The organism is Microbispora sp. NPDC088329 (genome assembly GCF_040685655.1).
GTDB lineage: Bacteria > Actinomycetota > Actinomycetes > Streptosporangiales > Streptosporangiaceae > Microbispora.
Genome location: NZ_JBFBIP010000002.1, coordinates 211935 through 237970, shown reverse-complemented (window position 1 = coordinate 237970; position 26036 = coordinate 211935). Strand labels below are relative to the sequence as shown.

At 70.3% G+C, this 26036-nt stretch carries 24 protein-coding genes and 1 tRNA gene; 16 read left to right on the top strand and 9 right to left on the bottom strand.

Annotated elements, in window-relative coordinates:
• Nucleotides 1–103: 103 nt before the first annotated feature.
• From AB0O28_RS05570 to AB0O28_RS05560, 3 genes are read right to left on the bottom strand one after another with little or no spacing between them, the layout of a single operon-like run.
• Nucleotides 104–994 carry a branched-chain amino acid ABC transporter permease gene (locus AB0O28_RS05570; protein WP_363636617.1) on the bottom strand — a complete coding sequence of 297 codons (891 nt, stop codon included), beginning with the start codon at nucleotides 992–994 and terminating at the stop codon, nucleotides 104–106.
• Nucleotides 994–1878, bottom strand: a complete 885-nt coding sequence (locus AB0O28_RS05565; protein ID WP_363636615.1) for an ABC transporter ATP-binding protein — start codon at nucleotides 1876–1878, stop codon at nucleotides 994–996. Before AB0O28_RS05565 ends, AB0O28_RS05570 begins: the two co-directional genes overlap by 1 nt.
• Nucleotides 1875–2765 (bottom strand): ABC transporter ATP-binding protein, encoded by an 891-nt coding sequence (locus AB0O28_RS05560; protein ID WP_363636613.1) that lies wholly within the window; start codon nucleotides 2763–2765, stop codon nucleotides 1875–1877. The genes AB0O28_RS05565 and AB0O28_RS05560 overlap by 4 nt, the downstream gene beginning before the upstream one ends.
• Nucleotides 2766–2952: 187 nt before the next feature.
• Between AB0O28_RS05560 and AB0O28_RS05555 the strand changes: the two genes are divergently transcribed.
• Together AB0O28_RS05555 and AB0O28_RS05550 are read left to right on the top strand one after the other, a co-directional pair.
• Entirely contained in the window at nucleotides 2953–4131 is a 1179-nt protein-coding gene (locus tag AB0O28_RS05555) for a helix-turn-helix domain-containing protein (RefSeq protein WP_363636611.1), read from the top strand.
• Between the two features lie 52 nt (nucleotides 4132–4183).
• Nucleotides 4184–4741, top strand: a complete 558-nt coding sequence (locus AB0O28_RS05550) for a hypothetical protein (RefSeq protein ID WP_363636609.1) — start codon at nucleotides 4184–4186, stop codon at nucleotides 4739–4741.
• Between the two features lie 212 nt (nucleotides 4742–4953).
• Here AB0O28_RS05550 and AB0O28_RS05545 read toward each other — a convergent pair.
• Nucleotides 4954–5027 (bottom strand) — tRNA-Leu (locus tag AB0O28_RS05545).
• A gap of 121 nt (nucleotides 5028–5148) precedes the next feature.
• Between AB0O28_RS05545 and AB0O28_RS05540 the strand changes: the two genes are divergently transcribed.
• Both AB0O28_RS05540 and AB0O28_RS05535 read left to right on the top strand, forming a co-directional pair.
• Entirely contained in the window at nucleotides 5149–5745 is a 597-nt protein-coding gene (locus tag AB0O28_RS05540) for a response regulator (RefSeq protein WP_346227737.1), read from the top strand.
• Between the two features lie 197 nt (nucleotides 5746–5942).
• Nucleotides 5943–7232, top strand: coding sequence for an ABC transporter substrate-binding protein (locus tag AB0O28_RS05535; RefSeq protein WP_363636606.1), 1290 nt, complete (start codon nucleotides 5943–5945; stop codon nucleotides 7230–7232).
• 99 nt (nucleotides 7233–7331) lie between these two features.
• Here AB0O28_RS05535 and AB0O28_RS05530 read toward each other — a convergent pair whose 3' ends face one another.
• On the bottom strand, nucleotides 7332–7772 hold the full coding sequence (locus tag AB0O28_RS05530; RefSeq protein WP_363636604.1) for a hypothetical protein: 441 nt from the start codon (nucleotides 7770–7772) through the stop codon (nucleotides 7332–7334).
• Between the two features lie 287 nt (nucleotides 7773–8059).
• On the opposite strand from AB0O28_RS05530, the gene AB0O28_RS05525 reads away from it, so the two are divergent.
• Genes AB0O28_RS05525 through AB0O28_RS05505 form a run of 5 tightly spaced genes read left to right on the top strand, consistent with a single transcriptional unit; the run spans nucleotide 8060 to nucleotide 12991 of the window.
• Entirely contained in the window at nucleotides 8060–9349 is a 1290-nt protein-coding gene (locus AB0O28_RS05525) for a branched-chain amino acid ABC transporter permease (protein WP_363636602.1), read from the top strand.
• Between the two features lie 12 nt (nucleotides 9350–9361).
• Nucleotides 9362–10348: a branched-chain amino acid ABC transporter permease gene (locus AB0O28_RS05520; protein ID WP_363636600.1), complete on the top strand. Its 987-nt coding sequence runs from the start codon at nucleotides 9362–9364 to the stop codon at nucleotides 10346–10348.
• Nucleotides 10338–11267, top strand: a complete 930-nt coding sequence (locus tag AB0O28_RS05515) for an ABC transporter ATP-binding protein (protein ID WP_363636598.1) — start codon at nucleotides 10338–10340, stop codon at nucleotides 11265–11267. The genes AB0O28_RS05520 and AB0O28_RS05515 overlap by 11 nt, the downstream gene beginning before the upstream one ends.
• Complete coding sequence (locus AB0O28_RS05510) at nucleotides 11264–12115, top strand: ABC transporter ATP-binding protein (RefSeq protein WP_363636596.1); 852 nt, start codon at nucleotides 11264–11266, stop codon at nucleotides 12113–12115. Before AB0O28_RS05515 ends, AB0O28_RS05510 begins: the two co-directional genes overlap by 4 nt.
• Nucleotides 12116–12136: 21 nt before the next feature.
• A complete protein-coding gene (locus tag AB0O28_RS05505; protein WP_363636594.1) occupies nucleotides 12137–12991 on the top strand; it encodes a hypothetical protein in 855 nt (284 codons plus the stop codon).
• Nucleotides 12992–13281: 290 nt separating this feature from the next.
• Here AB0O28_RS05505 and AB0O28_RS05500 read toward each other — a convergent pair whose 3' ends face one another.
• Nucleotides 13282–13662, bottom strand: coding sequence for a hotdog fold thioesterase (locus AB0O28_RS05500; RefSeq protein ID WP_363637246.1), 381 nt, complete (start codon nucleotides 13660–13662; stop codon nucleotides 13282–13284).
• A 98-nt stretch (nucleotides 13663–13760) separates the two neighbouring features.
• On the opposite strand from AB0O28_RS05500, the gene polA reads away from it, so the two are divergent.
• The gene (gene polA, locus AB0O28_RS05495; RefSeq protein ID WP_363636592.1) at nucleotides 13761–16442 is read left to right on the top strand and encodes a DNA polymerase I; all 2682 of its coding nucleotides are present in this window, start codon (nucleotides 13761–13763) and stop codon (nucleotides 16440–16442) included.
• 51 nt (nucleotides 16443–16493) lie between these two features.
• Here polA and AB0O28_RS05490 read toward each other — a convergent pair whose 3' ends face one another.
• On the bottom strand, nucleotides 16494–17300 hold the full coding sequence (locus tag AB0O28_RS05490) for a DUF2127 domain-containing protein (RefSeq protein ID WP_363636590.1): 807 nt from the start codon (nucleotides 17298–17300) through the stop codon (nucleotides 16494–16496).
• Nucleotides 17301–17374: 74 nt separating this feature from the next.
• Here AB0O28_RS05490 and AB0O28_RS05485 point away from each other — a divergent pair, with 74 nt between their 5' ends.
• The 5 genes from AB0O28_RS05485 (at nucleotide 17375) to AB0O28_RS05465 (ending at nucleotide 22479) form a co-directional block, all read left to right on the top strand.
• Nucleotides 17375–18421 (top strand): polysaccharide deacetylase family protein, encoded by a 1047-nt coding sequence (locus AB0O28_RS05485; RefSeq protein ID WP_363636588.1) that lies wholly within the window; start codon nucleotides 17375–17377, stop codon nucleotides 18419–18421.
• Nucleotides 18422–18627: 206 nt separating this feature from the next.
• Nucleotides 18628–20088, top strand: a complete 1461-nt coding sequence (gene rpsA / locus AB0O28_RS05480) for a 30S ribosomal protein S1 (protein WP_363636586.1) — start codon at nucleotides 18628–18630, stop codon at nucleotides 20086–20088.
• Between the two features lie 147 nt (nucleotides 20089–20235).
• Entirely contained in the window at nucleotides 20236–21264 is a 1029-nt protein-coding gene (locus tag AB0O28_RS05475) for an RNA polymerase subunit sigma-70 (RefSeq protein ID WP_363636584.1), read from the top strand.
• Nucleotides 21265–21330: 66 nt separating this feature from the next.
• On the top strand, nucleotides 21331–21951 hold the full coding sequence (locus tag AB0O28_RS05470; protein WP_363636582.1) for a dihydrofolate reductase family protein: 621 nt from the start codon (nucleotides 21331–21333) through the stop codon (nucleotides 21949–21951).
• A gap of 57 nt (nucleotides 21952–22008) precedes the next feature.
• Nucleotides 22009–22479: a GNAT family N-acetyltransferase gene (locus AB0O28_RS05465; RefSeq protein ID WP_363636580.1), complete on the top strand. Its 471-nt coding sequence runs from the start codon at nucleotides 22009–22011 to the stop codon at nucleotides 22477–22479.
• 89 nt (nucleotides 22480–22568) lie between these two features.
• Here AB0O28_RS05465 and AB0O28_RS05460 read toward each other — a convergent pair whose 3' ends face one another.
• Both AB0O28_RS05460 and AB0O28_RS05455 read right to left on the bottom strand, forming a co-directional pair.
• Nucleotides 22569–23225 (bottom strand): response regulator transcription factor, encoded by a 657-nt coding sequence (locus AB0O28_RS05460; protein WP_363636578.1) that lies wholly within the window; start codon nucleotides 23223–23225, stop codon nucleotides 22569–22571.
• Complete coding sequence (locus AB0O28_RS05455) at nucleotides 23222–24385, bottom strand: HAMP domain-containing sensor histidine kinase (protein WP_363636576.1); 1164 nt, start codon at nucleotides 24383–24385, stop codon at nucleotides 23222–23224. The genes AB0O28_RS05460 and AB0O28_RS05455 overlap by 4 nt, the downstream gene beginning before the upstream one ends.
• Before the next feature lie 85 nt (nucleotides 24386–24470).
• Here AB0O28_RS05455 and AB0O28_RS05450 point away from each other — a divergent pair, with 85 nt between their 5' ends.
• Complete coding sequence (locus AB0O28_RS05450) at nucleotides 24471–25958, top strand: hypothetical protein (protein ID WP_363636574.1); 1488 nt, start codon at nucleotides 24471–24473, stop codon at nucleotides 25956–25958.
• Nucleotides 25959–26036: the final 78 nt, after the last annotated feature.

Genomic DNA, 26036 nt, shown 5'->3' with positions numbered 1-26036 from the left:
GGGTGCGGTGGGCACGGTGAACGCGGTGAGCGCGGGCGCGCCGGCTGTGCGGGTGTCTGGCGAGGGTGTCCCGGCGGGGGCCGTGCCGGGCGCGGGCGTGGGCTCAGACACGGGCCGGCTCCTTCGTGCCGAACAGCCCGGAGGGCCGCAGCAGCAAGATCACGATCATGACGAGGAACGGCGCCGCGTCGCCGATGCCGCGGCCCAGGAAGGCCAGCTCGCTCTGGTAGCCGTTCATCAGCGTCTCGGTGACGCCCACGATCAGCCCTCCGGCCAGCGCGCCCGTGGTCGAGTCGAGCCCGCCGAGGATGGCCGCGGGAAACGCCTTCATCGCCACCGCGGCCGTGCCCCTGTCGAGACCCGGCGTCGGGAAGACGCACAGGAACACCGCCGCGACCGCGGCCAGCGCCCCGGCGACGGCCCAGGCGCTGAGTGACACCCGGCCGAGCCGCACGCCCATCAGCGCGGCGGTCTCCGCGTCCTCGGCCGTGGCGCGCATCGCCACACCCCAGCCGGTGAACCTGAAGGCGAGCAGGAACGCCACGATCAGCGCGGCGGCCACTACGAGGGCGACGACGCGGGTCTCGGCGACCGTGATCGGGCCAAGCCGCAGCACCCGGTCGCCCCAGGGGTCGCCCAGGGCGAGCACCTCGGTGCCGATCTGGCGGGTGAGCTCGGTTGTGAGCAGGATGTCCACGCCGATCGTGACGATGGCCGGCACGCCGCGCGAGCCGGCGCGTGCCCGGCGCAGGATCAGGAACTCCACCAGCGCGCCGACCAGCGCCGCCGCGGCGACCCCGGCGGCCAGCGCCGCCCAGAATCCGATCAGCGGGTGCAACCGGGCGATCACGTAACCGCCGGCCAGCAGCAGCGACGCGTGAGTGAAGTTGACCACCTCGGTCGCCTTGAAGATCACCACGAAGCCGAGCGCGATCAGCGCGTACACGGCTCCGACCGAGACGCCGTTGACGAGCAGCTCCAGGAAGACCGCCATCACGCCTCCCCGCCGCTGTGGTCGTCGCCGAAGTCGCCCAGATAGGCGCGGATCACCTCGGGGTCGCGCTGGACCTCCTCGGGCGGCCCGTCCGCGATGCGCCTGCCGAAGTCGAGCACCGTCACGGCGTCGGCGATCCGCATGACCATGCCCATGTCGTGCTCGACCAGCAGGATCGAGATGCCGAGGCTGTCGCGCACCGACCGGATGAGGGCCGTCATCTCCCGCCGCTCGCCGCCGTTCATCCCCGCGACCGGCTCGTCCAGCAGCAACAGCCGCGGCTCCATGCACAGCGCCCGGGCCAGCTCCACCCGCTTCTGCGTGCCGTACGGCAACAGCCCCACCGGGGCGGACAGCACGTCGCCGACACCGGTGAACTCCGCGATCTCCGCCACGCGCGCGCCGTGCCGTAGGGCCTCACGCCTGGCCGAGGGCAGCCGCAGGCCGGCCGACACGAGACCGGCCCGGGTCAGGCGGTGCCGGCCGAGCATGAGGTTGTCGCGGACCGTCAGCCGCGGGGACAGGGCGATGTTCTGGAACGTCCGAGCCACGCCCAGCGCCGCCACCCGATGCGGGCGAAGCGAGGTCAGCTCGGCGCCGCCCAGGCGCACGCTGCCGGAGGCGGCGCGGTAGACGCCCGACAGCACGTTGAAGCAGGTCGACTTGCCCGCGCCGTTCGGGCCGATCAGCGCGTGCACGGCGCCGGGGGCCACGGTGAAGCTGACCGCGTCGAGTGCGATGAGCCCGGCGAACCGGACCGTGACCTCGCTGACCACGAGTTCCACCGGCCCGTCGCCGTCGACCGTACCGACCGGTTGGTTTCTCTGGAGCACGCGAAGGCGCCGCGTGAGCTGCGCGGGCGGTTCGCCGAGGCGGTGCGTCATGCCGTCCATCTCGTCAGCCCGTTTCTCTCTCGCCTCGCCCGCGCGGGGTCGGTACCGACCGGTCGGTCTGTCTCGGGCACGCCGACGCCCAGGTATCGGCGGCGCACCTCGTCGCCGGCCGCCAGGTCCGCCGCCGGCCCCGACAGCGCCACCTCGCCCACCTCCAGCACGTACGCCCGCCCGGCCAGGGCGAGAGCCATCGCCGCGTTCTGCTCCACCAGCAGCACCGACGTGCCCTGGGCGTTGATCTGCCGCACGGTCTCGGCGATCCGGGCCGCCATCAGCGGCGCGAGCCCGAGCGTCGGCTCGTCCAGGAGCAGCAGCGAGGGCCCGGCCATGAGCGCCCGGCCGATGGCCAGCATCTGCTGCTCACCGCCCGACAGCAGGCCCGCCCGCTGATGGGCGCGCTCGGCCAGCACCGGGAAGAGGCCGAGCACCCGCTCACGGGCCGCCGCCGCCCGCCTGCCCGGCACGCCCAGCGCACCGGCGCGCAGGTTCTCCGCGACCGTCATCCGGGCGAACACCCGCCGTCCCTCCGGCACCTGGACCACTCCGCGCCGGACGACGGCCGCCGCCGGCACGCCGTCGAGCCGGAGTCCGCCGAAGGCGACCGTCCCCGACGTGATCGAGCCCCGGTGGAACCGCAACGTCCCCGACACAGCACGCAGCAGCGTCGTCTTGCCCGCGCCGTTCGCGCCGAGCACCGCCGCCACCGAACCGCGGGGCACGGCCAGGTGGACGCCCCGCAGGGCGCGCACGGGGCCGTACCGCACCTCCAGGCCTCTGATCTCGAGGCCGTCGGTCTCCGGGTTCGCAGTCTCCGGGTTCGCAGTCTCCGGGCTCCCGATCTCCGGGCCGCCGGTTGCCGGGCCCGCCTCACCGAACATCCGCGCCTCCTGTGACTTCGATGAAGGCACACCCAACCCACCGTGGTCGAGGGCCGTCCAGCACCGGGAGGCAAGTCGGGACGCCGGCCCACGCCCGTAGCCCGCGGGTTGTGCTCCAGCACAGTCCCGCATCACGAAACGAAAACCGAACCTTGTTCCGGACGCGGCCGGCTGGCACATTCGGGACATGAGGTCCAGGACGGACTCCGAGGTGCGCGAAATGCTGCGGGCCTCCGCCGCGGGCCTGCTGGAACGGCTTCCCGAGCTCGCCGACGAGCTGGTGAAGCGCGGCAGGGAAAGCGACGAGGCCTACCGCATGACGGTCCCCTACGAGGACCACTGGAAGAGCACCCACGAGGGGCTGCGTGTCGGCATCACCGCGATCCTGCAGCCCCGGCACGAGCGGCGTGACGTCGCCTACGCCCAGACGGTCGGGCGCAGGCGGGCCGAGTTCGGGCTCCCGCTGGACTCGCTCATGCGCAGTTACCGGCTGGCGGCGCAGGTGACCTGGGACGGCTTCATCGGCATCATCGGCGACCAGGGCCCCGAACGGCTGCCCGCCCTGCTGCGCAGCGCCACCCACGTGTGGCATGCCATCGACCGCCAGGCCGTGGCGGCGGCCGACGCCTACCGCCGCCGGGAGAACGAGCTGCTCGGCCGGACGAACCAGCGGGTGGACGCCATGCTCGACGCCCTCCTGGAGGGCCGCGCCGATCCCGCGGTGGCCGGCGTGGCGGCCGGCGCCCTCGGCCTGCCCGAGCACGGACGCTATGCGGTCGTCGCGACACGGCTGCCCGCCCAGCCCGACCGGGTGCACCGGCCCGACGACATCGGCGGGCTGCGCTTCCTCTGGCGTATGCGCCCCGACCTGGAGGTGGCGGTCGTGTATCTCGGCGGCCGGGAGCTGGACGACCTGGTCGCCGCCATCGCTCCGGTCGTATGCGCGAGCGCCGGCGTCAGCCCGGTGGTGGAGAGCCTCGCCGACCTGGGCACGGCCCGCCGCCTGGCGGAGGTGGCCATGCGCACCTGCTCGGGCACCGGGCCGGAGATCGCACGGCTCGACCGGCGGCTGCCCGCCGCCCTGGTGGTCTGCCAGCCGGAGCTGGCCGGGCACCTCGCCGGTGGCGTCCTCGGCCCGATCACCGCCTCACCCGACGGCGGCGTGCTGCTGGCGACGCTCGAGGCGTGGCTGCGCTGCGAGGGGTCCGCGGCCCGGGCGGCGGCCGAACTCTACTGCCACCGCAACACCGTCTTCAATCGGGTGCGCCGTATCGAGCAGCTCACCGGCCGTTCGCTGGCCCGTCCCCTGGACGTCGTCGAGCTCTCCCTCGCCCTCGACGCCGTCCGCCTCCTCCCCGGCGGCTGATTTCGCGCATTCAGAGTGACAGAGTGGTAACAATGCGTATCATTCGCCCGCTGTGGCTCTCTTGGCGTTCATCGACGAAAGCATGCGGCGCAGGAGCGGTGACGCCCATGTCCATGCCCTGGCAGCCGTACTGCTGGACGAGCATGTCTGTGCGGACCCGCGAGAGCGGTTGCTGGGTCTCAGGGTTGGCAGAAGCCAGAGCATTCACCGGCGGGACGAATCCCCCGCTCGTCAATCGCTCATCACCGAGCTGGTGGCAGGAATGCCGTTACGGGCGATGGTTGTAGTCGACATCTATCCGGAGAACGGTAGAGCGGAACGAGCGAGGCGCCTCTGTCTCGACAGACTCCTGTGTGAGCTGTCTCAGCAGAAGGTGGAGACGGTCTGCATCGAGGCGCGCGACCAGTGGCATGACAGACGAGATCGCGCGTTGGTGGGCGCGCTGCGAGGGGCCGGACGAGCCGGGCGGAGCCTGCAGGCGGAATGGAGGAGGTCGGTGGACGAACCTCTGCTCTGGCTTGCCGACGTGCTCGTGGGCAGTGTCGTGTGGTGCCTTGGAGGCGAGGGTGAGAGCTTCGACATCATCCGGCCGAAGATCGAGTTCTTGTAGCCGCTCGCCGCCGGGTCTGACCCGAAATCGCGAAGGCCGGGCGCCCGATTCCATCGGGAGGTCCCGGCCTCACTTCCGCGGCCCCAGCGGAGCCCGGCGATCACAGTATGTCACCGGTGCCGACTCGAGCACGACCATGGCGCATCAGAGAGGCTGCATGACCACGGTCGCGCTGGCCGCCGGCCGCTCCTGCCGATCGCACCTGGTGCACGTGCCCCGAGTGGGATTCGAACCCACACTGAATGGATTTTGAGGCCATCGACTCTGCCGATTGGTCTATCGGGGCTATTTCTGGATTTGTCCAGCTCTGGCAACGGCTATCCCTCAGCCATCGATCTGTTACGGAGATCGCTTGGGGCATCCCCTGCCGTGGTCCTAATGTAGCGGACGTCGGTAACCTCTTGTGCGTGAGTACGCAGAGGCGAGTGGTGATCGCGGAAGACGAGGCGCTGATCCGCCTCGACCTGAAGGAGATGCTCGAGGAGGACGGCTACGCCGTGGTCGGCGAGGCCGGCGACGGCGAGACAGCGGTCAAGCTCGCCATGGAGCTCCGCCCCGACCTGGTGATCCTGGACGTGAAGATGCCCGTGCTCGACGGGATCTCCGCGGCCGAGCGCATCGTCTCCGAACGGATCGCGCCGTGCCTCATCCTCACCGCGTTCTCGCAGCGCGACCTGGTCGAGCGGGCCAGGGACGCGGGTGCGATGGCCTACCTGGTGAAGCCGTTCACGAAGGGCGACCTCGTTCCGGCGATCGAGATGGCGGTCAGCCGGCACGAGGAGATCGCCGCGCTGGAGAAGGAGGTCTCCACCCTCTCGGAGCGGCTGGAGACCAGGAAGCTCGTGGAGCGGGCGAAGGGCCTGCTCATGGCCCAGCACGGGTGGACGGAGCCGCAGGCCTTCCGGTGGATCCAGAAGGCGTCGATGGACCGGCGCATGAGCATGCGCCAGGTGGCGCAGATCGTGGTGAACGAGAGCGGGGGCGAGGCCCAGCCGCCCGCGTGAGCGGTGCGCGCCCGGAAGGCTCCTGGTAGGGGCCCGCGGGCCACGGTTGAGGAGTTATTACGACTCCGCATCCAAGTGCGGACAGTTCTGATGCATCCCTGGTCGGGCCGTGGCTGGCCTATGTACCTTTCAGCCATTCGATCGGGTACCAGTCGGCAGCGCTGCCGATTCCCGGGCCTGGATGAAGGAGATGCTTCATGATCCGCATTGCCCCCCTTGGGCGGGCGCTGGCCGTCGCCGCGGCCGCCAGCCTCGCGCTGACGGCCTGTGGCGGCGGCGAGGACAGCGCCGCGCCGGCGTCCTCGGCACCGGCGGCCCAGTCCTCCGCGCCCGCCGCCACCACCGCCCAGGGTGACGGCGTTCTCACCCTAGGCGCGCTGTTGCCGCAGACGGGCGACCTGGCCTTCCTCGGCCCGCCGGAGTTCGCCGGAATCAAGCTGGCCGTCAAGGAGATCAACGACGCCGGCGGTGTTCTGGGCAAGCCGGTGACCGAGATCGACACGGACTCGGGCGACACGAAGACGGACATTGCCTCCCAGTCTGTTGACAAGCTGCTGCAGCAGAAGGCGGACGCCATCATCGGGGCCGCCTCGTCCGGTGTGTCGAAGACGGTGATCGACAAGATCACCAATGCCGGCGTCGTGCAGTTCTCGCCGGCCAACACCTCGCCGGAGTTCACCACCTACAACGACAAGGGCCTGTACTTCCGCACCGCTCCCTCGGACGTGCTGCAGGGCCGCGTGCTGGGTGACCTGATCATTCAGGACGGCAGTGACAGCGTCGCCATCCTCAACCGGCAGGACTCGTACGGCACGGGGCTGGCAGACGAGGTGGAGAAGTCGGTCACCAGCGGTGGTGGCGAGGTCGTGGCGAAGACGGCGTACGACCCGGCGGCCGCGGACTTCTCCGCGGACGTCTCCAAGATCAAGGCCGCCAAGCCGAAGGCCATCGCGCTCATCGCGTTCAACGAGACCACGAAGATCATTCCCGAGCTGAAGAAGCAGGGCCTGGGCCCGGACAAGGTGAAGATCTACTTCGTCGACGGCAACACGGCCGACTACGCCGACGACTTCCCGAAGGGCACCTTGAAGGGCATCAAGGGGACCATCCCCGGCGCGGCCGCCCCGGACGACTTCCGCAAGAAGATCCTCGAGGTCGACCCGGAGCTGAAGGACTTCACCTACGGGCCGGAGGCCTACGACGCGACGAATCTGCTCGCGCTGGCCGCCGAGGCCGCACAGGACGACTCGGGCAAGGGCATCGCGTCCAAGCTGGTGGAGGTCAGCAAGGGCGGCGAGAAGTGCAAGGACTTCAAGTCCTGCGTCGAGCTGCTGAAGGCCGGCAAGGACATCGACTACGACGGCATCAGCGGGCCGGTCGAGTTCAGCGACGCCGGTGACCCGACCGAGGCGACGATCGGCGTCTACCAGTACGGCGACGACAACAAGTACAAGAACGTGGGCTACCAGTCCGGCAAGATCAGCTGACGAGAGTCCGGGAAGCGGCAGATGGAGGGCCCTGGCGTTCGGCCGGGGCCCTCGGCATGGCCGCGGCCTGGTCGCCGCCGTGGGTTCCGCCGCCGCGTTTCAGGAGGCGGGACATCCCTTCTTCACGGCGGCGGCCGCGGCCCTGTACTCCTTGAGCGCGCCGACCTGCTGATCGAACGGGGTGGCCGCCGGCGAGAGCCGATCCGTCGTCGCCACCAGGACCGGTTCATAGGGAAGCAGTTCGCGCGGCAGGCGCGGGCCGTACTCGAGCACGACACCGTGCACGTAGGCGAGCCTGCCGCGCACCCCCTCACCGAACTTCTGCGTGTCCTCTTCGCCCGCCGGCACCAGCAGGGGCTCCGCGTATCCGATCGCGGAGACGATCCGGGCGCAGGGGTCGTCGCCGAAATCCGCGCCCACGAGGAAATGCGCGGACGAGGACGGCGAAGGCGCCGGAGGAAGGGCGGGGGAACCGCACGCGGCGAGAGTGAGGAGGGCCAGCGCCGCTCCCACGGGGAAGGCCAGGGGACGCCTGTTCATGGATCCATGGAAGCATCCTCGTCGCGCGCGGGGGTCTCTTCGAAACCTCGCCGCGGACGGGGGAGGCGCATCGACACGGCCGGTTCCGCCGCGAAGGAGGTCCAAGTAGCCTCTGACCTCGGTATTGCTCACACCTGGGCCACACACTGGTCACCAATCAGTGACAAACCATAGGTAATAGGACGTTGGGAACTAAGCTCCGACGAAAGTGGGCGGCACGATCCCGCCTCCTACCTCGGGACACGAACCCGACAAGATCATTTGAGGGAGCACCATTGCGCAGAGCCGTGATTGCGTTCACGGCCTTCCTGGGCGGTCTCGTCATCCTGCTCACTTCTTCCGCGGCGTGGGCGGACGGTGAGGGCTTGCGGGGCACACTCCAGAGCCAGGGCCAGCCAGTGCAGGGCGTGAAGATCACCGCGGTGACGGAGGCCGACGCGCCGGTAGGCGATGCGGCGACCGACGCCGAGGGGAAGTGGGAGATCCCCGTTCCCAAGGCGGGCACGTACAAGGTGACGCTGGACCAGGCGACCCTTCCCGCGGGTGTCGCGCTGAAGTTCAAGGACCGCACCTCGCTCACCCTGCAGGTGTTCGAGGGCAACAAGCGCAACGTCCTGTTCCCCCTGGTGCCGGCCGGCGCCGCGCAGGGGGGCGCCGACCAGGGAGGCACGGCCTCCGCCGACGACGAGAGCACCTTCTGGGACGAGTTCGCCCAGCTGGCGTTCGAAGGGCTCAATCTCGGCCTGGTGATCGCCCTGGGAGCCCTGGGCATTTCGCTGATCTTCGGGACGACCGGACTCACGAACTTCGCGCACGGTGAGCTGCTGACCGTGGGCGCCTTCATCGCCTACGTCTTCAACACGACGCTCGGCCTGCACCTGCTCCTCGCCGCGCCGCTGGCGGTGATCGTGGCCGGGATCTTCGGGTACGGGCAGGAACGCTTCTTCTGGGGCCCGTTGCGCCGGCGGAAGAGCGGGCTGATCGCCATGATGATCATCTCCATCGGTGTGGCGATCTTCCTGCGTTATCTGCTCCTGTTCCTGTTCGGCGGGGAGAACGTGCCCTACCGGCAGTACGTCGCCCAGGACGGCATCCAGATCGGGCCGATCTCCACCACCCCCAAGAGCCTGGTGGCCATGGGTGTCGAGATCCTCGTCCTGATCCTGGTGGGGTCGGCCCTGCTGTTCACGCGACTGGGCAAGGCGACCCGCGCGGTCTCCGACAATCCCGCGCTCGCCGCCTCCTCCGGCATCAACGTGGACCGCATCGTCAGAATCGTCTGGGCGATGGGCGCCGCGGTCGCGGGCCTCGCGGGAGTGCTGCTCGGGACCACGCAGATCCTCAACTACCAGATGGGGCAGCAGGTGCTGCTGCTGATGTTCGCGGGCGTCACCCTCGGCGGACTCGGCACCGCCTTCGGGGCCCTGGTCGGCTCCCTCGTGGTGGGGCTCTTCGTCCAGGTCTCGACGCTGTGGATTCCGCCGGAGTTGAAGACGGTGGGAGCGCTTGCCGTGCTCATCATCGTTCTTCTCGTCCGGCCGCAAGGCATCCTCGGGCGCCGCGAGCGCATCGGGTAGGAAGGCAGCCTCATGGACTGGAACCTCATCTTCACGCGGGCGATAGAGGCGGGGATCGGCACCGAAGCGGTGATCTACGCGCTCGCGGCGATCGGCCTGAACATTCATTTCGGGTACACGGGCCTGCTGAACTTCGGGCAGGCCGGCTTCCTCGCGGTGGGCGCGTACGGCCTGGCCACCACGATCGCGACGTTCGGCCTGCCTTTCTGGGTGGGCATCGCCACCGGCATCGCCGGCGCCGTCGTGTTCGCCCTTCTCCTCGGCATTCCCACCCTGCGGCTGAGAGCGGACTACCTGGCGATCGTCACCATCGCCGCCGCGGAGATCGTGCGCCTGGTCGTGCGATCCGTCGCACTCCGGGACACCTTCGGGGGCACGGACGGCCTGGAGGCGTTCTCCGACGACTTCTACGCCATGAACCCCTACTCGCCGGGCGAGTACGGCATCGGGCCCATCGGGTTCGACCATCGCACCATGTGGGTGCTCACGGTCGGCTGGGTGCTCGTCGCCCTGGCGTGCGTCCTGGTGTACCTCGTGATGAACAGCCCCTGGGGCCGGGTGCTCAAGGCGATCCGCGAAGACGAGGACGCGGTGCGGAGCCTGGGCAAGAACGTGTTCGCCTACAAGATGCAGGCGCTCGTCTTCGGCGGTGTCGTCGGCGCGCTGGGCGGCTTCCTTTTCGCGCTGAGCCGGGCCGCCACCCAGCCCGACCTGTTCAGCACCGAGATCACGTTCTTCGCGTACACCGTCCTCATCCTCGGAGGCGCGGCGCGTGTGCTCGGGCCCGTGGTGGGCGCGGCGATCTTCTGGCTGCTGCTGATCCTGGTGAAGACCGGCATGGAGGAGGCCGTCAACAACCACGTGATCACGTTCATCAGCGTGAACCAGGTGGGCTCCATCAACTACATGCTCGTCGGTGTCGGCCTGATACTCCTGCTGATCTACCGGCCCCAGGGCATCTTCGGCGACAAGAGGGAGATCGCGCTCGATGCACGCTGAAGCCGTCACCACCAGGAAGGCGGCCGCGCTGGCCGTCTTCGAAGGCCTGCCCACCGAGCCCGGGGTCCCCAAGCCCGACCCGATCCTGGTCATCGACAAGGTCGTACGCAGGTTCGGCGGCCTCACGGCGGTCGACGTCGAGCACCTGGAGATCCAGCGAGGGTCGATCACCGCGCTGATCGGCCCGAACGGCGCGGGCAAGACGACGTTCTTCAACCAGCTCACCGGGTTCGACACCGCCGACGAGGGGTCGTGGACCTTCAACGGCAAGCAGTTGAAGGGCATGCCCGCCCACCGCGTCGCGCGGCAGGGCATGGTGCGCACGTTCCAACTCACCAAGGCCCTGTCCCGGCTGACCGTGATGGAGAACATGCGCCTCGGGGCGCAGGGCCAGCGTGGGGAGAACTTCTTCCGCGCGCTGATCCCGGGCATCTGGCGCCGCCAGGAGAACGAGATCACCGAACGCGCGGAAGAGCTCCTCACGCGCTTCAAGCTCGCCGCGAAGCGCGAGGACTTCGCCGGGTCCCTGTCCGGCGGCCAGCGCAAGCTCCTGGAGATGGCCCGCGCGCTGATGGTCGGCCCCGAACTGGTCATGCTCGACGAGCCCATGGCGGGCGTGAACCCCGCCCTCACCCAGTCGCTGCTCGGTCACGTCAAGGACCTGCGCGAGGAGGGCATGACGGTGCTGTTCGTCGAGCACGACATGGACATGGTCCGCGACATCAGCGACTGGGTCGTCGTGATGGCCCAGGGTTCGGTGATCGCCGAGGGCCCGCCGGACACCATCATGTCGGACCCCAGGGTGGTCGACGCCTACCTGGGCGCCCACCACGACGCGCCGTTGTCCGCGGAGGAGGCCGAGGAGCAGTTGCAGGAGGCCGAGGCCGAGCTGGAGTCGGAGATCGAGGAGAAGGCATGACCGCCCCCGAGTCAGACCGCGACCCCGCGCTCGACGTCCCCGTCGGCGAGGAGCGGCCCGAGACCGCCGGCGAGGCCGAGTCGCGGGCGGCCGTCACCGACCGCTCCGACCACCTGGCCGGCGCCCAGGATGCGCTCCTGCGCGCCGACGAGCTGTACGCCGGTTACATCCCCGGCGTCAACATTCTCAACGGCGCGGACCTGTACGTGAAGAAGGGCGAGCTGATCGGCATCATCGGCCCCAACGGCGCCGGCAAGTCGACCCTGCTCAAGACCTTGTTCGGGCTCGTGCCCGTGCGCAGCGGCACGGTAACCCTGAACGGCGAGGACATCACGAACCTCAAGGCCCATTCCCTTGTGTCCCGCGGGGTCGGCTACGTCCCGCAGACGAACAACGTCTTCCCCAGCCTCAGCATCGAGGAGAACCTCGAGATGGGCGCCTTCCAGGTGCCCGGCAAGTTCAAGGAACGGTTCGAGTTCGTCTGCGAGATCTTCCCCGCCCTCCGGGAGCGCCGAAAGCAGCGCGCCGGCTCACTGTCGGGAGGTGAGCGGCAGATGGTCGCCATGGGCCGTGCGCTCATGACCGAGCCGTCGGTCCTCCTCCTGGACGAGCCGTCCGCGGGTCTTTCGCCCAAACTGCAGGACCTGGTCTTCATCCAGGCCCAGCAGATCAACAAGGCGGGCGTGACCGTCATCATGGTCGAGCAGAACGCCCGGCGGTGCCTGCAGATCTGCCACCGGGGCTACGTGCTCGACCAGGGGCGCAACGCGTACATGGCGAGCGGGCGCGATCTCATCAACGATCCCAAGGTGATCGAGCTCTACCTGGGCACACTGGCGAGGGCCTGACGCGAGACGAGGAGCATTCGGGTGGGGGAGTGGCGGCGGTTTTCCCTGCTCGCCGCGGCGGTCGTCGCCGTGGTCACGGCAGCCGGCTGCGGCGACGGCGCCGAACCGCCGGCCGAGCCCCCGCCCGGCGTCAGCGTCAGCCTGCAGCAGAACCGCTCGGACGTCCCGGTGCACAAGATGCAGGTGGCCGTACGCAACGACACCGCCACTCCGGTGTACTTCAAGGACGTGCGACTGCTCACGGACTCCTTCCGGGAGACGCCGCCCCAGCCGGTGGACACGGTCCTGGGAAGGACTCCGCGTACGGACTTTCCCATCTCCTACGGGGCCGCCCGTTGTGCGTCCACGCGCATCCCCGACGTCGAACCGGCGACCGTGGTGGCGCACGTGTCGGTCGGGAAGGGCCCGCTGCACGAGGTCAGGTGGCGCGTTCCTCATCCCGACCCGCTGCTGCGGCAACTGGTGAACACCGAGTGCGGGGAGTTCCTGCTGAAGCAGTCCATCGACGTGACCTTCGGCGCCGGCTGGACCCGGTCCGGGCGGGAGCTGCGAGGAGCGCTGCGGGTGGGCCTCAAAACGGGCGCCGGGCCGGTGACCATCCAGGACATCGCCGGCACGACCCACTACGACCTGCGGCCGGCGTCGGGAGAACGGAAGCCGGTGGCCGTCCTCACCGGCACGCGTGACCTGCCCGTCGTCGTGACGCCGAGCCGGTGTGACCGGCACGCCATGGGAGAGGCCAAGCAGGCCTTCCTGTTCTCCCTGTGGGCGTCCGCGGCCGGGACGCAGACCTATCGGCTGATCGTCGTGCCGGATCAGCCGACCCAGCGGCTCTTCGAGTCCTACATCACCGAGGTCTGCGCCGAGCCCCGCTGATCGGGCCGTTGCCCGCCCGGCCTCACACGCCGGCCGCGGGACCGGCCTGACGGGCACGAATGGCGGTGAGCCCGTGGGAGCCTTTGGGACCGTACACAGCTTCCCCGGCTCCGCACGTTGTCTACTCGGTCATCCCACGGGCTCTGGAGCCACAACGGTAGCGACCCGAGCGACTCCCGTGCAAAGAGAGTCGCAAGGCGTTCCGTTATGGGGCCCAATGCGTCGTAAGGGGGGTTTCGTGGTGCTCGCCCGGCCGGCTCGCGAGACCGCGGTCCGCGTGCCGGCAGGCCTCAGCGGGCGTCCCTGAGCATGCAGGTCAGGCGGGCCGTGCAGACCGCGCCGCCCTCGTCGTCGGTGATCTCGATGGCGTACGTCGCGAGCGTGCGCCCGCCGTGCACCCGGGTCGCGACGGCGGTGACGTACCCCGAGGTGGCGGAGCGGTGGTGGGTGGCGTTGATCTCGATGCCGACGGCGATCCTGCCCGCGCCGGCGTGCAGGGCGGCGCCGGTCGAGCCGAGCGTCTCGGCCAGCACGCAGGAGGCGCCGCCGTGCAGCAGGCCGTACGGCTGGGTGTTGCCCCCGACGGGCATGCGGCCGACGACCCGCTCCGCGCTCGCCTCCAGGATCTCGATGCCCATCCGCCGGTGCAGGTGGTCCCCGGGCGCGTTCATGAACGCCACGAACTCCTCGGGATTCGTCAAGGTCAAGGGGACGCCTCCTGTGGGAAGAGCACGGGTTTTCTGTCGTACAGGGAGACTAGGCTGCGGGTGTGCCGAAGAGTGAAGCGACCCCCACCCGTCCGTGTCTGCTGCTCCTGGACGGGCATTCTCTTGCTTATCGCGCCTTCTACGCGTTGAAGGACGCGAACCTCATGACCACCGACGGTCAGCACACCGAGGCCGTTTACGGCTTCACCTCCATGCTGGCCAACATCCTGCGCGACGAGCAGCCGAGCCACGTCGCGGTCTGCTTCGACCGGAGCGAGCCCACCTTCAGGCACGAGGCGTACGACGGCTACAAGGCCAACCGGGCGGAGACCCCCGAGGACTTCCGCGGCCAGATGCAGCTCATCTTCGAGCTGCTCGACGCGCTGCGGATCCCCCACCTGTCCGTGCCCGGCTTCGAGGCGGACGACCTGATCGCGACGCTGGCGACGCGGGCCTCCGGCGAGGACATGAGCGTGCTCATCGTGACCGGCGACCGCGACGCGCTCCAGCTCGTGGACGACAACGTCACCGTGCTGATGACCAGGCGGGGCATCAGCGACATGACCCGCTTCACCCCCGAGGCCGTCAGGGAGAAGTACGGCCTCACCCCGGCGCAGTATCCGGACTTCGCGGCCCTGCGCGGCGACCCGAGCGACAACCTGCCGAGCATCCCGAGCGTGGGGGAGAAGACCGCCACCAAGTGGATCGTGGAGTACGGCTCGCTGGACGAGCTGGTCCGGCGGGCCGACGAGGTCAAGGGCAAGGTCGGCGACAAGCTGCGCGAGCACCTCGGACAGGTGATCCACAACCGGATGCTGACCGAGCTGAAGCGCGACGCCCCGGTCGACGCGGAGGTGTCCGCGCTCACGATGGGCCTGTGGGACCGCGAGGAGGTCAACAAGCTCCTCGACGCGGTACAGATCCGCGGCGAGCTGCGCGAGCGCCTGTTCAAGGTCCTCGGCACCACCGAGCCGGAGGCCGGCGAGGGCTTCGAGCTCGAGGTGACGGTGCTGCAGCCGGGTCAGGTGGCCGGCTGGCTCGCCGCGCTCCCCGAGGGCCGCGCGGGACTGGCCTTCCAGGGCACGTCCGGCAGCGGCACCGGGCGGCTCGAGGGCATCGCGATCGCGGGACCGGACGGCGCCGCCCACCTCGACCCGACGCGTCTCACCGAGGAGGACGAGGCGGCGCTGAGCGCCTGGCTGGCCGACGAGAACAGGCCGAAGGCCGTGCACGACGCCAAGGGGTCGCTGCTGGCGCTGTGGGCGCACGGGCACGACCTGCGCGGCCTCACCTGCGACACGGCGCTCGCCGCGTATCTCGCGATGCCGGGGCAGCGGTCGTTCCCGCTCGACGACCTGGTCCTGCGCTACCTCCACCGCGAGCTGCGGGCCGAGTCCGCGCCCGGCGGGCAGACCTCGCTGTTCGACGACGCCGACGAGGGCGTGGCCCGGGATCTGGCCCTGCGGGCCCATGCCGTGCGCGATCTGGCCGACGCGCTGGAGGCGCACCTGTCCAAGCGCGGCGGCACCCGGCTGGTGACCGAGGTGGAGCTTCCGCTGGTGCGGGTGCTGGCCGAGATGGAGCGGGCGGGTATCGCCGCCGACCGGCAGTATTTCGCGGCGCTGGAGGCCGAGTTCGGCGCGGCCGTCAAGCAGGCGGTCGAGGCCGCTCACCAGGCGGTGGGGGAGCAGTTCAACCTCGGCTCGCCCAAGCAGTTGCAGGAGATCCTGTTCGGCAAGCTCGGCCTGCCCAAGACCAAGAAGATCAAGACGGGCTACACGACCGACGCCGACGCGCTGGCCTGGCTCGCCCAGCAGACCGACAACGAGCTGCCGGTGATCCTGCTGCGCCACCGCGACCAGACCAAGTTGCGCACCACCGTCGAGGGCCTGATCAAGGAGATCGCCGACGACGGGCGGATCCATACCACCTTCAACCAGATCGTGGCGGCCACCGGGCGGCTGTCGAGCGAGAAGCCCAACCTGCAGAACATCCCCATCCGCACCGTCGAAGGCCGGCGCATCCGCAAGGGCTTCGTGGTGGGAGAGGGCTACGACACGCTGCTGACGGCCGACTACAGCCAGATCGAGCTGCGGATCATGGCGCACCTGTCCCGGGACGAGTCGTTGATCGCAGCCTTCGAGTCGGGCCACGACTTCCACCAGGCCACCGCGTCCCGCGTCTTCGACCTGCCGCCCGAGCAGGTGGACGCCGACCTGCGCGCCCGGATCAAGGCCATGAACTACGGCCTGGCCTACGGCCTGTCCGACTTCGGCCTGTCGGGGCAGCTCAACATCCCCGTCGCGGAGGCCAGGGCGCTCAAGGAGGAGTACTTCGAGGAGTTCGGCGGCGTCCGCGATTACCTGGAGTCGATCGTCGCCCAGGCCCGCACGGACGGCTACACCGAGACCATCCTCGGCCGCCGCCGCTACCTGCCCGACCTGACCAGCGACAACCGGCAGCGCCGGGAGATGGCCGAGCGGATGGCGCTCAACGCGCCCATCCAGGGCTCGGCCGCCGACATCATCAAGGTCGCGATGCTGAACGTGCAGAAGGCGATCGAGGGCATGCGCTCCCGCATGCTGCTCCAGGTCCACGACGAGCTGGTGTTCGAGGTCGCGCCGGGCGAGCTGGAGGAGCTGACCGAGGTCGTGCGCACGCAGATGGGCCGGGCCTACGACCTGAGCGTGCCGCTGGAGGTCAGCGTGGGCGTCGGCACCACCTGGGAGGACGCCGGCCACTGAGCGCGGCGCGGGCGTGCCCGGACCGGCCGCCGGGGCCCGCCGGGCGAGGGGTCAGGGGTGGCGCGAGGGGCGCGCTGGGCGCGCTGTGTGGTGGCCCCGCCCGGCCGCGGTCAGGCCCGCCTCCTCGACCTCCAGCAGGCTCGCCTCATGCCGCTCCGCGTCGTACGCCGCCCGTCCGCCGCGCAGCCCGAACAGGCGCTTGCTCAGCGCGATGTACAGCACGGCGGCGATGTTGATCAGGAGGACCGTGATCCGGAACGGGCTGACCTTCTCGGCGATCTCGTAGATCTCCACCGGGATGAACACCGAGGTGACGATCACCGAGAAGTACTCGCCCCACCGCTTCAACAGCCACAGGCCGATTCCCTCGGTCAGCAGCAGGGCCGCGAGGGCGAGCAGGGCGAGGAAGATCCAGGCGAGGGTCGTCGTCCGCGCCGCCAGCGCGGTGCGCAGCGTGTGCACCACACCCGACTGATCGAGGTTCCACCCGAGCTTGTGCGCCAGCGGCCTGATCAAGGGGAGGTCTTGGTCGAACGCCCGTCGTACGGCGTCGTGATGGGCCCGGAACCGCCACACGCCGTACGCGCCCGCGACCAGGAGCACGACCTTGGCCCAGCGGAAGACGGCGATCAGCCGTAGCACGGCCGCGTCCCGCAGCGCCCGGCCCCGCAGCACGACGGGCGCGTCGCCGGCCGGTCCGGCGCCGTGCGGCGGGCCCAGGGTGAAGTCGCCGCAGCGCAGACAGCGCCATGCCTCGCCCAGTGCGGTCTCGGCGCGCAGGCGGTTGCGCAGCGCCTCCTCGTCCGGGGCGTAGGTGACGTGCCCGTGCCGTCCGCAGGCACGAAGGCTCCAGTCCACAGGAAAATTGCAACACATGTGAATGCGGACACGCCGGGCAGTAAGGTCAAATGACTGTGCGCAATCTTGCCCGAATGACTGCAATCGCCAATGTCGTCGTTGTTGTGATCGGTCTTGTCGCGCTCGTGCTCCTGCCCCGGACGGGGGGAGACGGGCGCTCGCAGGTGCGGGCGCAGGCGCGGCCGCCGTCGCCCGAGCCCAGTGCGGCCCCGCCGAAGGCGACCGCCGAGTCGGCCAGGAAGGCCAAGGCGAACGAGGCCGGCCTGGTGCCCGTGATCATGTACCACCGCATCCTGCACAAGCGGATGGCGTCCATCGACCGGACTCCCGGCCAGTTGCGCAAGGAACTGGAGCGCCTGGCCAGGAGCGGCTACGTGCCGATCACCGCGGCCGAACTGGTCGCCAGGAAGATCGACATTCCGGCCGGGACCCATCCCGTCGTCCTGACCTTCGACGACGGCCACCCCAGCCACTTCGCGGTGGACGAGAACGGCATGCCGAAGAACGACACGGCCGTCGGCATCATCTACGAGGTCGCGGCGAAATACCCGAACTTCCGCCCCACCGCGACCTTCTGGGTCAACCGCGACCCGTTCGGCCTCCGCGACCGGAACCGGCAGAAGCAGGCGGTGAAGTGGCTGCTCGATCACGGCTTTGAGGTGGCCAACCACACCTATTCCCACCCCGACCTGCGCCGGCTGTCCAACAACGGGGTCAGTGAGCAGATCGTCCGGCAGGAGCGGCTGCTGAAGAAAATCGGCGTGCCGGCCTCGACGACCTTCGCGCTGCCGTACGGGTCGCGGCCGAGGAAGCTCGGCAGGGCTCACGACGGCACGTGGGACGGCACCCGCTACCACTTCGACGCCGTCTTCCTGGCGGGCGCGCAGCCCGCGGTTTCGCCCTACGCGAAAAGTTTCCCGCGTTACGCGATCCCGAGAGTGCAGTCCAACGGGAAACACGGTGACTGCCGGCGCTGGTGCACGACCTACTGGCTCGACTGGCTCGACAAACACCCAGGAGAGCGTTATACGTCGGATGGGGATCCGGCCCGGGTGTCCGTGCCGCGCAAACTCCGGGCAACGCTTTCGCCGGCCAGGGCCACGACCGTGATCACGTACTAGGCGCCCGTCCGGTTGCCTCGGATTGACCCGGCTCGCTCCGTCTCATATGCTGATCGCTGCGTTGTGGGCTCGCGCGCGTCACGGACGGATGCGGCTCGCGCTCGGTCATCTGGTGGCTACCAGGAAGCAGATCATCCGGTGAACGAAAAATGGCCCGCCACGCTCCTGTCACAACGACATCTGTCCGGTTCGGAGCAATTCCACACATGACGAGCAGCACTGAGGCCACCTCGAGCACCCCGCAGGTAGCGGTCAACGACATCGGTTCCGAGGAGGCCTTCCTCGCCGCGATCGACGAGACCATCAAGTACTTCAACGACGGCGACATCGTTGAGGGCACCGTTGTCAAGGTCGATCGAGACGAGGTCTTGCTCGACATTGGCTACAAGACCGAGGGCGTCATCCCGTCCCGCGAGCTCTCCATCAAGCACGACGTCGACCCCGCTGAGGTCGTCGAGGTCGGAGAGCACGTCGAGGCCCTGGTTCTCCAGAAGGAGGACAAGGAAGGCCGCCTCATCCTGTCCAAGAAGCGCGCCCAGTACGAGCGCGCCTGGGGCACGATCGAGAAGATCAAGGACGAGGACGGCATCGTCACCGGCACGGTCATCGAGGTCGTCAAGGGCGGCCTGATCCTCGACATCGGCCTGCGCGGCTTCCTCCCCGCCTCCCTGGTGGAGATGCGCCGCGTGCGCGACCTGCAGCCGTACGTCGGCCGTGAGCTCGAGGCCAAGATCATCGAGCTGGACAAGAACCGCAACAACGTGGTCCTGTCCCGCCGCGCCTGGCTGGAGCAGACCCAGTCCGAGGTTCGCCAGACCTTCCTCAACACCCTGCAGAAGGGCCAGGTCCGCAAGGGCGTCGTGTCCTCGATCGTCAACTTCGGTGCGTTCGTGGACCTCGGCGGCGTCGACGGTCTGGTGCACGTGTCGGAGCTGTCCTGGAAGCACATCGACCACCCGTCCGAGGTCGTCGAGGTGGGCCAGGAGGTCACCGTCGAGGTTCTCGACGTCGACATGGAGCGCGAGCGGGTCTCGCTGTCGCTCAAGGCGACGCAGGAGGACCCCTGGCAGCAGTTCGCCCGCACCCACCAGATCGGCCAGGTCGTGCCGGGCCGCGTCACCAAGCTGGTGCCGTTCGGTGCGTTCGTCCGGGTCGAGGAGGGCATCGAGGGCCTGGTCCACATCTCCGAGCTGGCCGAGCGCCACGTGGAGATTCCGGAGCAGGTCGTGCAGGTCGGCGACGAGATCTTCGTGAAGATCATCGACATCGACCTGGACCGCCGCCGTATCTCGCTGTCCCTCAAGCAGGCCAACGAGGGCGCCGAGGTCGAGTTCGACCCGACGCTGTACGGCATGGCGGCGACCTACGACGACCAGGGCAACTACATCTACCCCGAGGGCTTCGACGCCGAGACCGGCGAGTGGCTCGAGGGCTTCGACAAGCAGCGTGAGGAGTGGGAGCGGCAGTACGCCGAGGCCCAGGCCCGCTTCGAGGCGCACCGCTCGCAGATCGAGAAGGCCCGCCAGGAGGAGGCGGCGGCCAGCGAGGCCGCTCCGTCGTCCTACACCGGCGAGACCAGCGCGCAGACGAGTGGTGGCGGCGGCGCCCTGGCCTCCGACGAGGCCCTCGCCGCCCTGCGCGAGAAGCTGGCGGGCGGCCAGAGCTGACATCCGGTCTCCTGACCGGAGGTCGCGGCAGAGCCCTCCACAGCACCACGAAAGGCCCCGCTTCGGCGGGGCCTTTCCGCTGTCCAGGGTGGCGATAGGTGGCGAATGCGGCGGCGCGTGCCACCGGCCGGACGGCATGATGGGTCCATGATCGAAGGCGCCGGATCACCGCAAGAGCCGTCCGCGGACGAGGCGGCGTTCGAGTCGCTGGTCGAGCGGCATCGCGGGGAGATCTACACGCACTGCTACCGGATGCTCGGCTCGGTCCAGGACGCCGAGGACGCGCTCCAGGAGTCGCTGCTCGCGGCGTGGCGGGGGCTGCCCGGTTTCGAGGGCCGCAGCTCACTGCGCACCTGGCTCTTCCGCGTCGCCACCAACGTCTGCCTGAGGCTGTCCTCGCGACGCCCCCGCCGGATGCTGTCGTTCGATCACGGCCCGGCTCGCTCCGGCACTCGAGATCTCGGGGAGCCGGTGGCGGGGCCCGTCTGGATCGAGCCGTGGCCCGACGACCTGCCCGCCGACGACGAGCCCGACCCGGCGGCGGCATACCTCAGGCGGGAGAGCGTCGAGCTCGCCTTCGTCGCCACGCTGCAACACCTGCCGGGCCTCCAGCGTGCGGTACTGATCCTGCGCGAGGTGCTCGGGTTCGCGGCGGCGGAGGCCGCCGAGATCCTCGGCACCACGCCCGCGTCGGTGAACAGCGCGCTGCAGCGCGCCCGGACGGTCGTACGGCAGCGCATGCCGGGCCGTACGCAGCAGGCCGAGCTGACCGCGGTGGGCCCGTCCGGACGCCGCGCGCTGGTGGACGCGTTCGTGGCGGCGTGGGAGCGGGCCGACGTGCCGGCGCTGCTCGACCTGCTGTCCGAGGACGCCCGCTTCACCATGCCGCCGCTGCCCGCCTGGTTCGACGGCCGCGAGGACGTCGGCCGGTTCCTGGCCGAGCGGGTGTTCGCCACGCCGTGGCGTCTGCTGCCGATCGCGGCGAACGGGCAGCCCGCGTTCGCCTGCTACCAGTACGACGGGGAACGGTTCCGCCTGGGCGCGGTCAACGTGCTGAGCCTGCGGGACGGCCGGGTCTCGTGGATCGCCGGCTTCGTCGACCCCGAGGTGACCCGCCGTTTCCCCGTGCCCGCCGAAGTCGAGGCGGCCGCGGAGATTTTTCCGCCGGACCGATGAATTCGCCACGGCAGGTGTCTCTGATCGGGTGACGGTTTCCACCACTCGACCCGAAGGACGCACACCATGCGCAAGCTGATCGTTTCCGCCATCATGTCCCTGGACGGGTACGTCGAGGGACCGGGCGGTGACGTCATGGCCCTGCCGATGGACGACTTCTTCGACGCGCACAACCTCGAGCGGCAGCGGGCGGCCGACACGCTGCTGCTCGGCGCGACGACGTACATGGGCCTCAAGGCGTACTGGCCGGCCGTGGCGGACAACCCCGCCCTGTCGCCGGCGGTGGTGAACAACCCCGCCGTGGCCGACGTGCACCGGGAGATCGGCCGGCGGAACAACGAACTGCGGAAGGTCGTCGTGTCCGACTCCCTGACCGAGCAGGACACGGCGCCGTGGACGGACAGCACGACCATCGTGCGGCGGGCCGGCGCGCACAAGGTCGTCGCGGAGCTGAAGAGCCGGCCGGGCAGGGACATCCTCATGTTCGGCAGCCGGACGCTTTGGAACGACCTGCTGGTCGCCGGGCTCGTCGACGAACTGCACCTCATGGTCGGCGCCGCCGTCCTCGGTGGGGGCACCGCGGCCTTCGCCGGGCCGGTCCCGCCGCTGCGGCTCCTGGAGACCCGTCGCAGGGACGGCTCGGAGAACGTGATCCTGCGGTACGCGGTGACCGGCCGCGGCGAATGACGTCCCCGCGCCCGGCTCGCGCGTGGCGGGGGCGGATGCGCCGATAGGGTGGCCCTCGTGGTGGAGATCACGAGGGCCCTGCCCGGGGACGCCGGGGAGATCCTCACCCTGCAGCGGGCCGCGTACGTGACCGAGGCACAGCTCTACGGCGACCCGTTCCTCGCGCCGTTGGTGGAGTCGCTCGACCAGGTGCGTACGGTGATCGAGACGGGGATCGTGCTGAAGGCCGAGGACGGCGGGCGCATCGTCGGCGCGGCCCGGGGCCGGCTGTCCGGCTCGACCTGCCTGGTGGGGCGCCTCGTGGTCGCGCCGGACCGGCAGGGGCGGGGGGTCGGCAGCGCGCTGCTGGCCGCGATGCACGAGGCCGTGCCGGAGGCGACGGCGTTCGACCTGTTCACGGGGCACCTGTCGGAGGGGAACCTGCGGCTCTATCGCCGCCTCGGCTATCGCGAGACCCGGCGGGAGCGGGTGCAGGACCACCTGACCCTGATCCACCTGCGCCGGACGCCCGAGGCGAGCACGCCCTGAGCCGTTAGGCGGCCGGCAACGGGGCGTCACGGTGCTCCCGACGCCGCCCCTGGATGTCCCACACCCGTGCGACGCGGGCGAGGAGAGGCTCAGGCGAGCCGATACCCCACGCCGGGTTTCGTCGTGACGACCGGTGGTTCGCCGAGCTTGCGGCGCAACCGGCCGATCGTCACCGTCACCGTATTGGTGAAGGGGTCGGCGTTCTCGTCCCAGACCCGCTCCAGCAGCGCCTCCGCGCTCAGGAAGCCGGGGCTCGCCCGCATCAGCGCCTGTAGCAGGGCGAACTCCTTCACGGACAGGTCGAGCCGCCGGCCGTCCCGCACGACGGTCCGGCGCACCGGGTCCAGCTCGATCCCGGCCGCGCGCAGAATCCGCGGGCGCGCGTCCGGTTTACGACGGGCCAGCGCCTGGACACGCAGGACCAGCTCGGGGAAGTGGAACGGCTTGGTGAGGTAGTCGTCCGCCCCGAGGGTCAGGCCGGTGACGCGGTCACCGGGTGTCCCGGCGGCCGTCAGCATCAGCACCATCGGGCGGTCCGGCCGCTCGGTGATCATTTGGCACAGCGTGTCGCCGTGCAGGCCGGGCAGATCACGATCCAGGACCACCACGTCGTACGCCGTGAGGTCGAGCTTGGCGGCGGCGGACAGCCCGTCGTGACTGATGTCGACGGCCATCCCCTGATCGCGCAGGCCCTCGGCGACGACCTCGGCGAGCGACCGTGCGTCTTCGACGACCAGGACCCTCATGCCCCCACCTCGGCCGGAACCGGGACGGACGGCAGCGCGATCGACACACGCAGGCCTCCCCGCGGCCGCGCGAGCAGTTCGAGCCGCCCGCCGTGGGCGGCCGCGATCGCCGCGACGATGGACAGCCCGAGGCCGGAGCCGTTCTCGGACCCGGTGCGCTCCTCGCCGAGCCGCTCGAACGGCTGGGCGAGCCGGTCCACATCCCGCTGATCGAGGACGCGCCCCCCGGTCTCCACGACGAGCCGGACGCCGGCGTCCTCCCGGAAGGTCTCGAGCCGGATGAAGCCGTCGTCCTCGTTGTGCGTCACGGCGTTGTCGACCACGTTCTCCACCATGCGGGAAAGCAGCGCGGCGTCGCCCCGCGTGACCATGCCTGCCCGCAGATCCTCGGTCACGTTGAGCCGTTTCGCCGCGATCCCGCCGGTGTGATCGGCGATCGCCCGCGCGGCCAGCCGGGCCAGATCGACGTCGGCGGCACCGGTCAGCGCGCCGTGCTGAGCCCTCGCCAGCACGAGGAGACCGTCGAGCAGCCGGTCCACCTGGTCCAGCTGCGTACGCAGCCGGTCGCCCAGGACGAGCGTCTGCCGCGTCACGCCGGGCTTGGCCACGGCGACGTCGAGTGACGCCCGCATGGTCGCCAACGGAGTCCGCAGCTCGTGCGAGGCGTTGGCGACGAACCGGCGCTGGGCGGCGAACGACGCCTCCAGCCGCCCCAGCAGGTCGTCGACGGTGTCGGCCAGGTCCTTCACCTCGTCCGCCGGGCCGCTGACGCTCAGCCGCCGGTGCAGGTCGTCGGCGGTGATACGCCGGGTCGCGGCGGTGATCGTCCGCAGCGGGCGCAGCACCCGGCGGGCGAGCGCCCGGCCGGCCAGCACGGAGACGACCGCCATCACCGTCAGCGCCAGCAGGGAGCCGGCCAGCAACTGCCGGGAGTGCTGCGCGTTCACCTCGGCCAATTGCTCCTGTAGACGGCGAACGTGCTGGCGCAGCTCGTCCGGGCCGCCCAGGGGTGTCGGTCGCCGGTCGACGGGGACGCTGTGTCTTCCCTCGCCGGCGAGCAGGAAGGTGAGCGACAGCAGTCCGATTCCGGAGACGAGAAACACTCCGGCGTACAGGATCGTGAAGCGGAGTCCCACGGTCCGGTTGCGCAGCCTGATCACGCCTCCAGCATGCCGGGCCGGACCTAACAACGGGGTGACAGCGGCGGTTCGGGCGGTGTTGGGCCGGCGCCCGTAGAACGACGGCATGCTCATCGGAGAACTTCTCAAACAGGAGTGGACGGCCTTCCGCCGCCCCGCCCGGCTGATCGCCCTGGCCGCGGCGGCCCTGATCGTGATCGTCGCCGGCCTGCTCTACGCCCTCGGAAGCCGGGTGTCCTGCGCGGGACCCTGCCCGGCCGACGCGACCGCCGCGGACGGCTCGATCGTCGGCGACCGGTTCTGGTTCCTGCACCGCGATCTCGGCCGGGAGGGCTCCATCACCGTGCGGATGACCTCGATGACCGGCACCATCACCTATCCGCCGCCCCGCCACGACCGGATCGTCTCCGGCCTGGTGCCGTGGGCGAAGGCCGGGATCATCGTCAAGGACGGCGTCCGGCAGGGCTCCTCCTACGCGGCACTCATGATGACCGGCGGGCACGGCGTGCGGATGCAGTACGACTACCGGCACGACATCGCCGCGGGTGAGGGCGACCTCACGCCACCGTTCCCGCGCTGGTTGCGCCTGACGCGCTCCGGCGACACCGTCACCGGTTTCCAATCGGCCGACGGCCGGCGCTGGCAGGCGGTCGGGACGGTGAAACCGGCCGGTCTCCCGGAAACGGTGCAGGTCGGGCTGTTCGCCACCTCTCCCGGCGATCTCACCCTGCGGAAGGTCGGACTCGGCGGAGCGGTCGAAGAGAGCCGCTTCACGCAGGCCACCGGGGTCTTCGACCACGTCACCGTCGTGGGCGCGGCCGCCGGCGCGTGGCGCGGCGAGGCCGTCGGCGAGATGAACCAGACCGACTGGGAGAAGCACCACAACGCCTCCGGCGCGGTAGAGAAGGACGGCGTCGTCACCGTGAGCGGGACCGGCGACATCGGCCCGAGCGGGAGCGAGGGAACCGTCCCCGTCGAGAGGACGCTGCCCGGCCTGGTGATCATGTTGATCATCGTCATCGTCCTCGCCGCCCGATACGGCGCCCGGCCGGACACGGCGGCAGGTCGCCGGGTCCTGGCCGCCAGGGGCGTGGTGGTCGGCGCCGCGACCATCGCGGCCGGGCTCGCCGCCGTCGGCGTGGTCCTGCCGGTCGGTGTCGCGATCCTGCACGGCAACGGCGTCCCCGTGCAGCCGGTCTCCGGACTGACCGGCGTCCGGGTCGTGGCCGGGACCGCGACGGTGCTCGCTCTCTGCGCCGTCCTCGCGTGCGGGCTGGGCGTCCTGCTGCGGCGCGGCTGGGCGGCGATCACCCTCGCGTTGTCGCTCGTCGCCGTGCCCTTCGCGGTGACCGCGTTCCCGTTCCTGCCCGATGACGTGTCGCGATGGCTGCTGCGGCTCACCCCGGCCGCGGGCTTCGCCGTCCAGCAGACGGCGGTGGAGTATCCGCAGGTGGTCGCCCACTACGCGCCGTCCGCCGGTTACTTCCCGCTCCCCGGCTGGGCCGGCGTCGCCGTGTCGTGCGCGTACGCGCTGGCGGTGGCAGGGCCGGCCGTGATTCGCGCGCCGGAAAATCGGCTCGCGGACCGGCGATAGTGCGTCGCCTCCGCGCCCGGCGCCGCGCCTCCGGCCGCGAAGGACCGAGTCGGGCATACCGCGATCGGCCCGATAGGC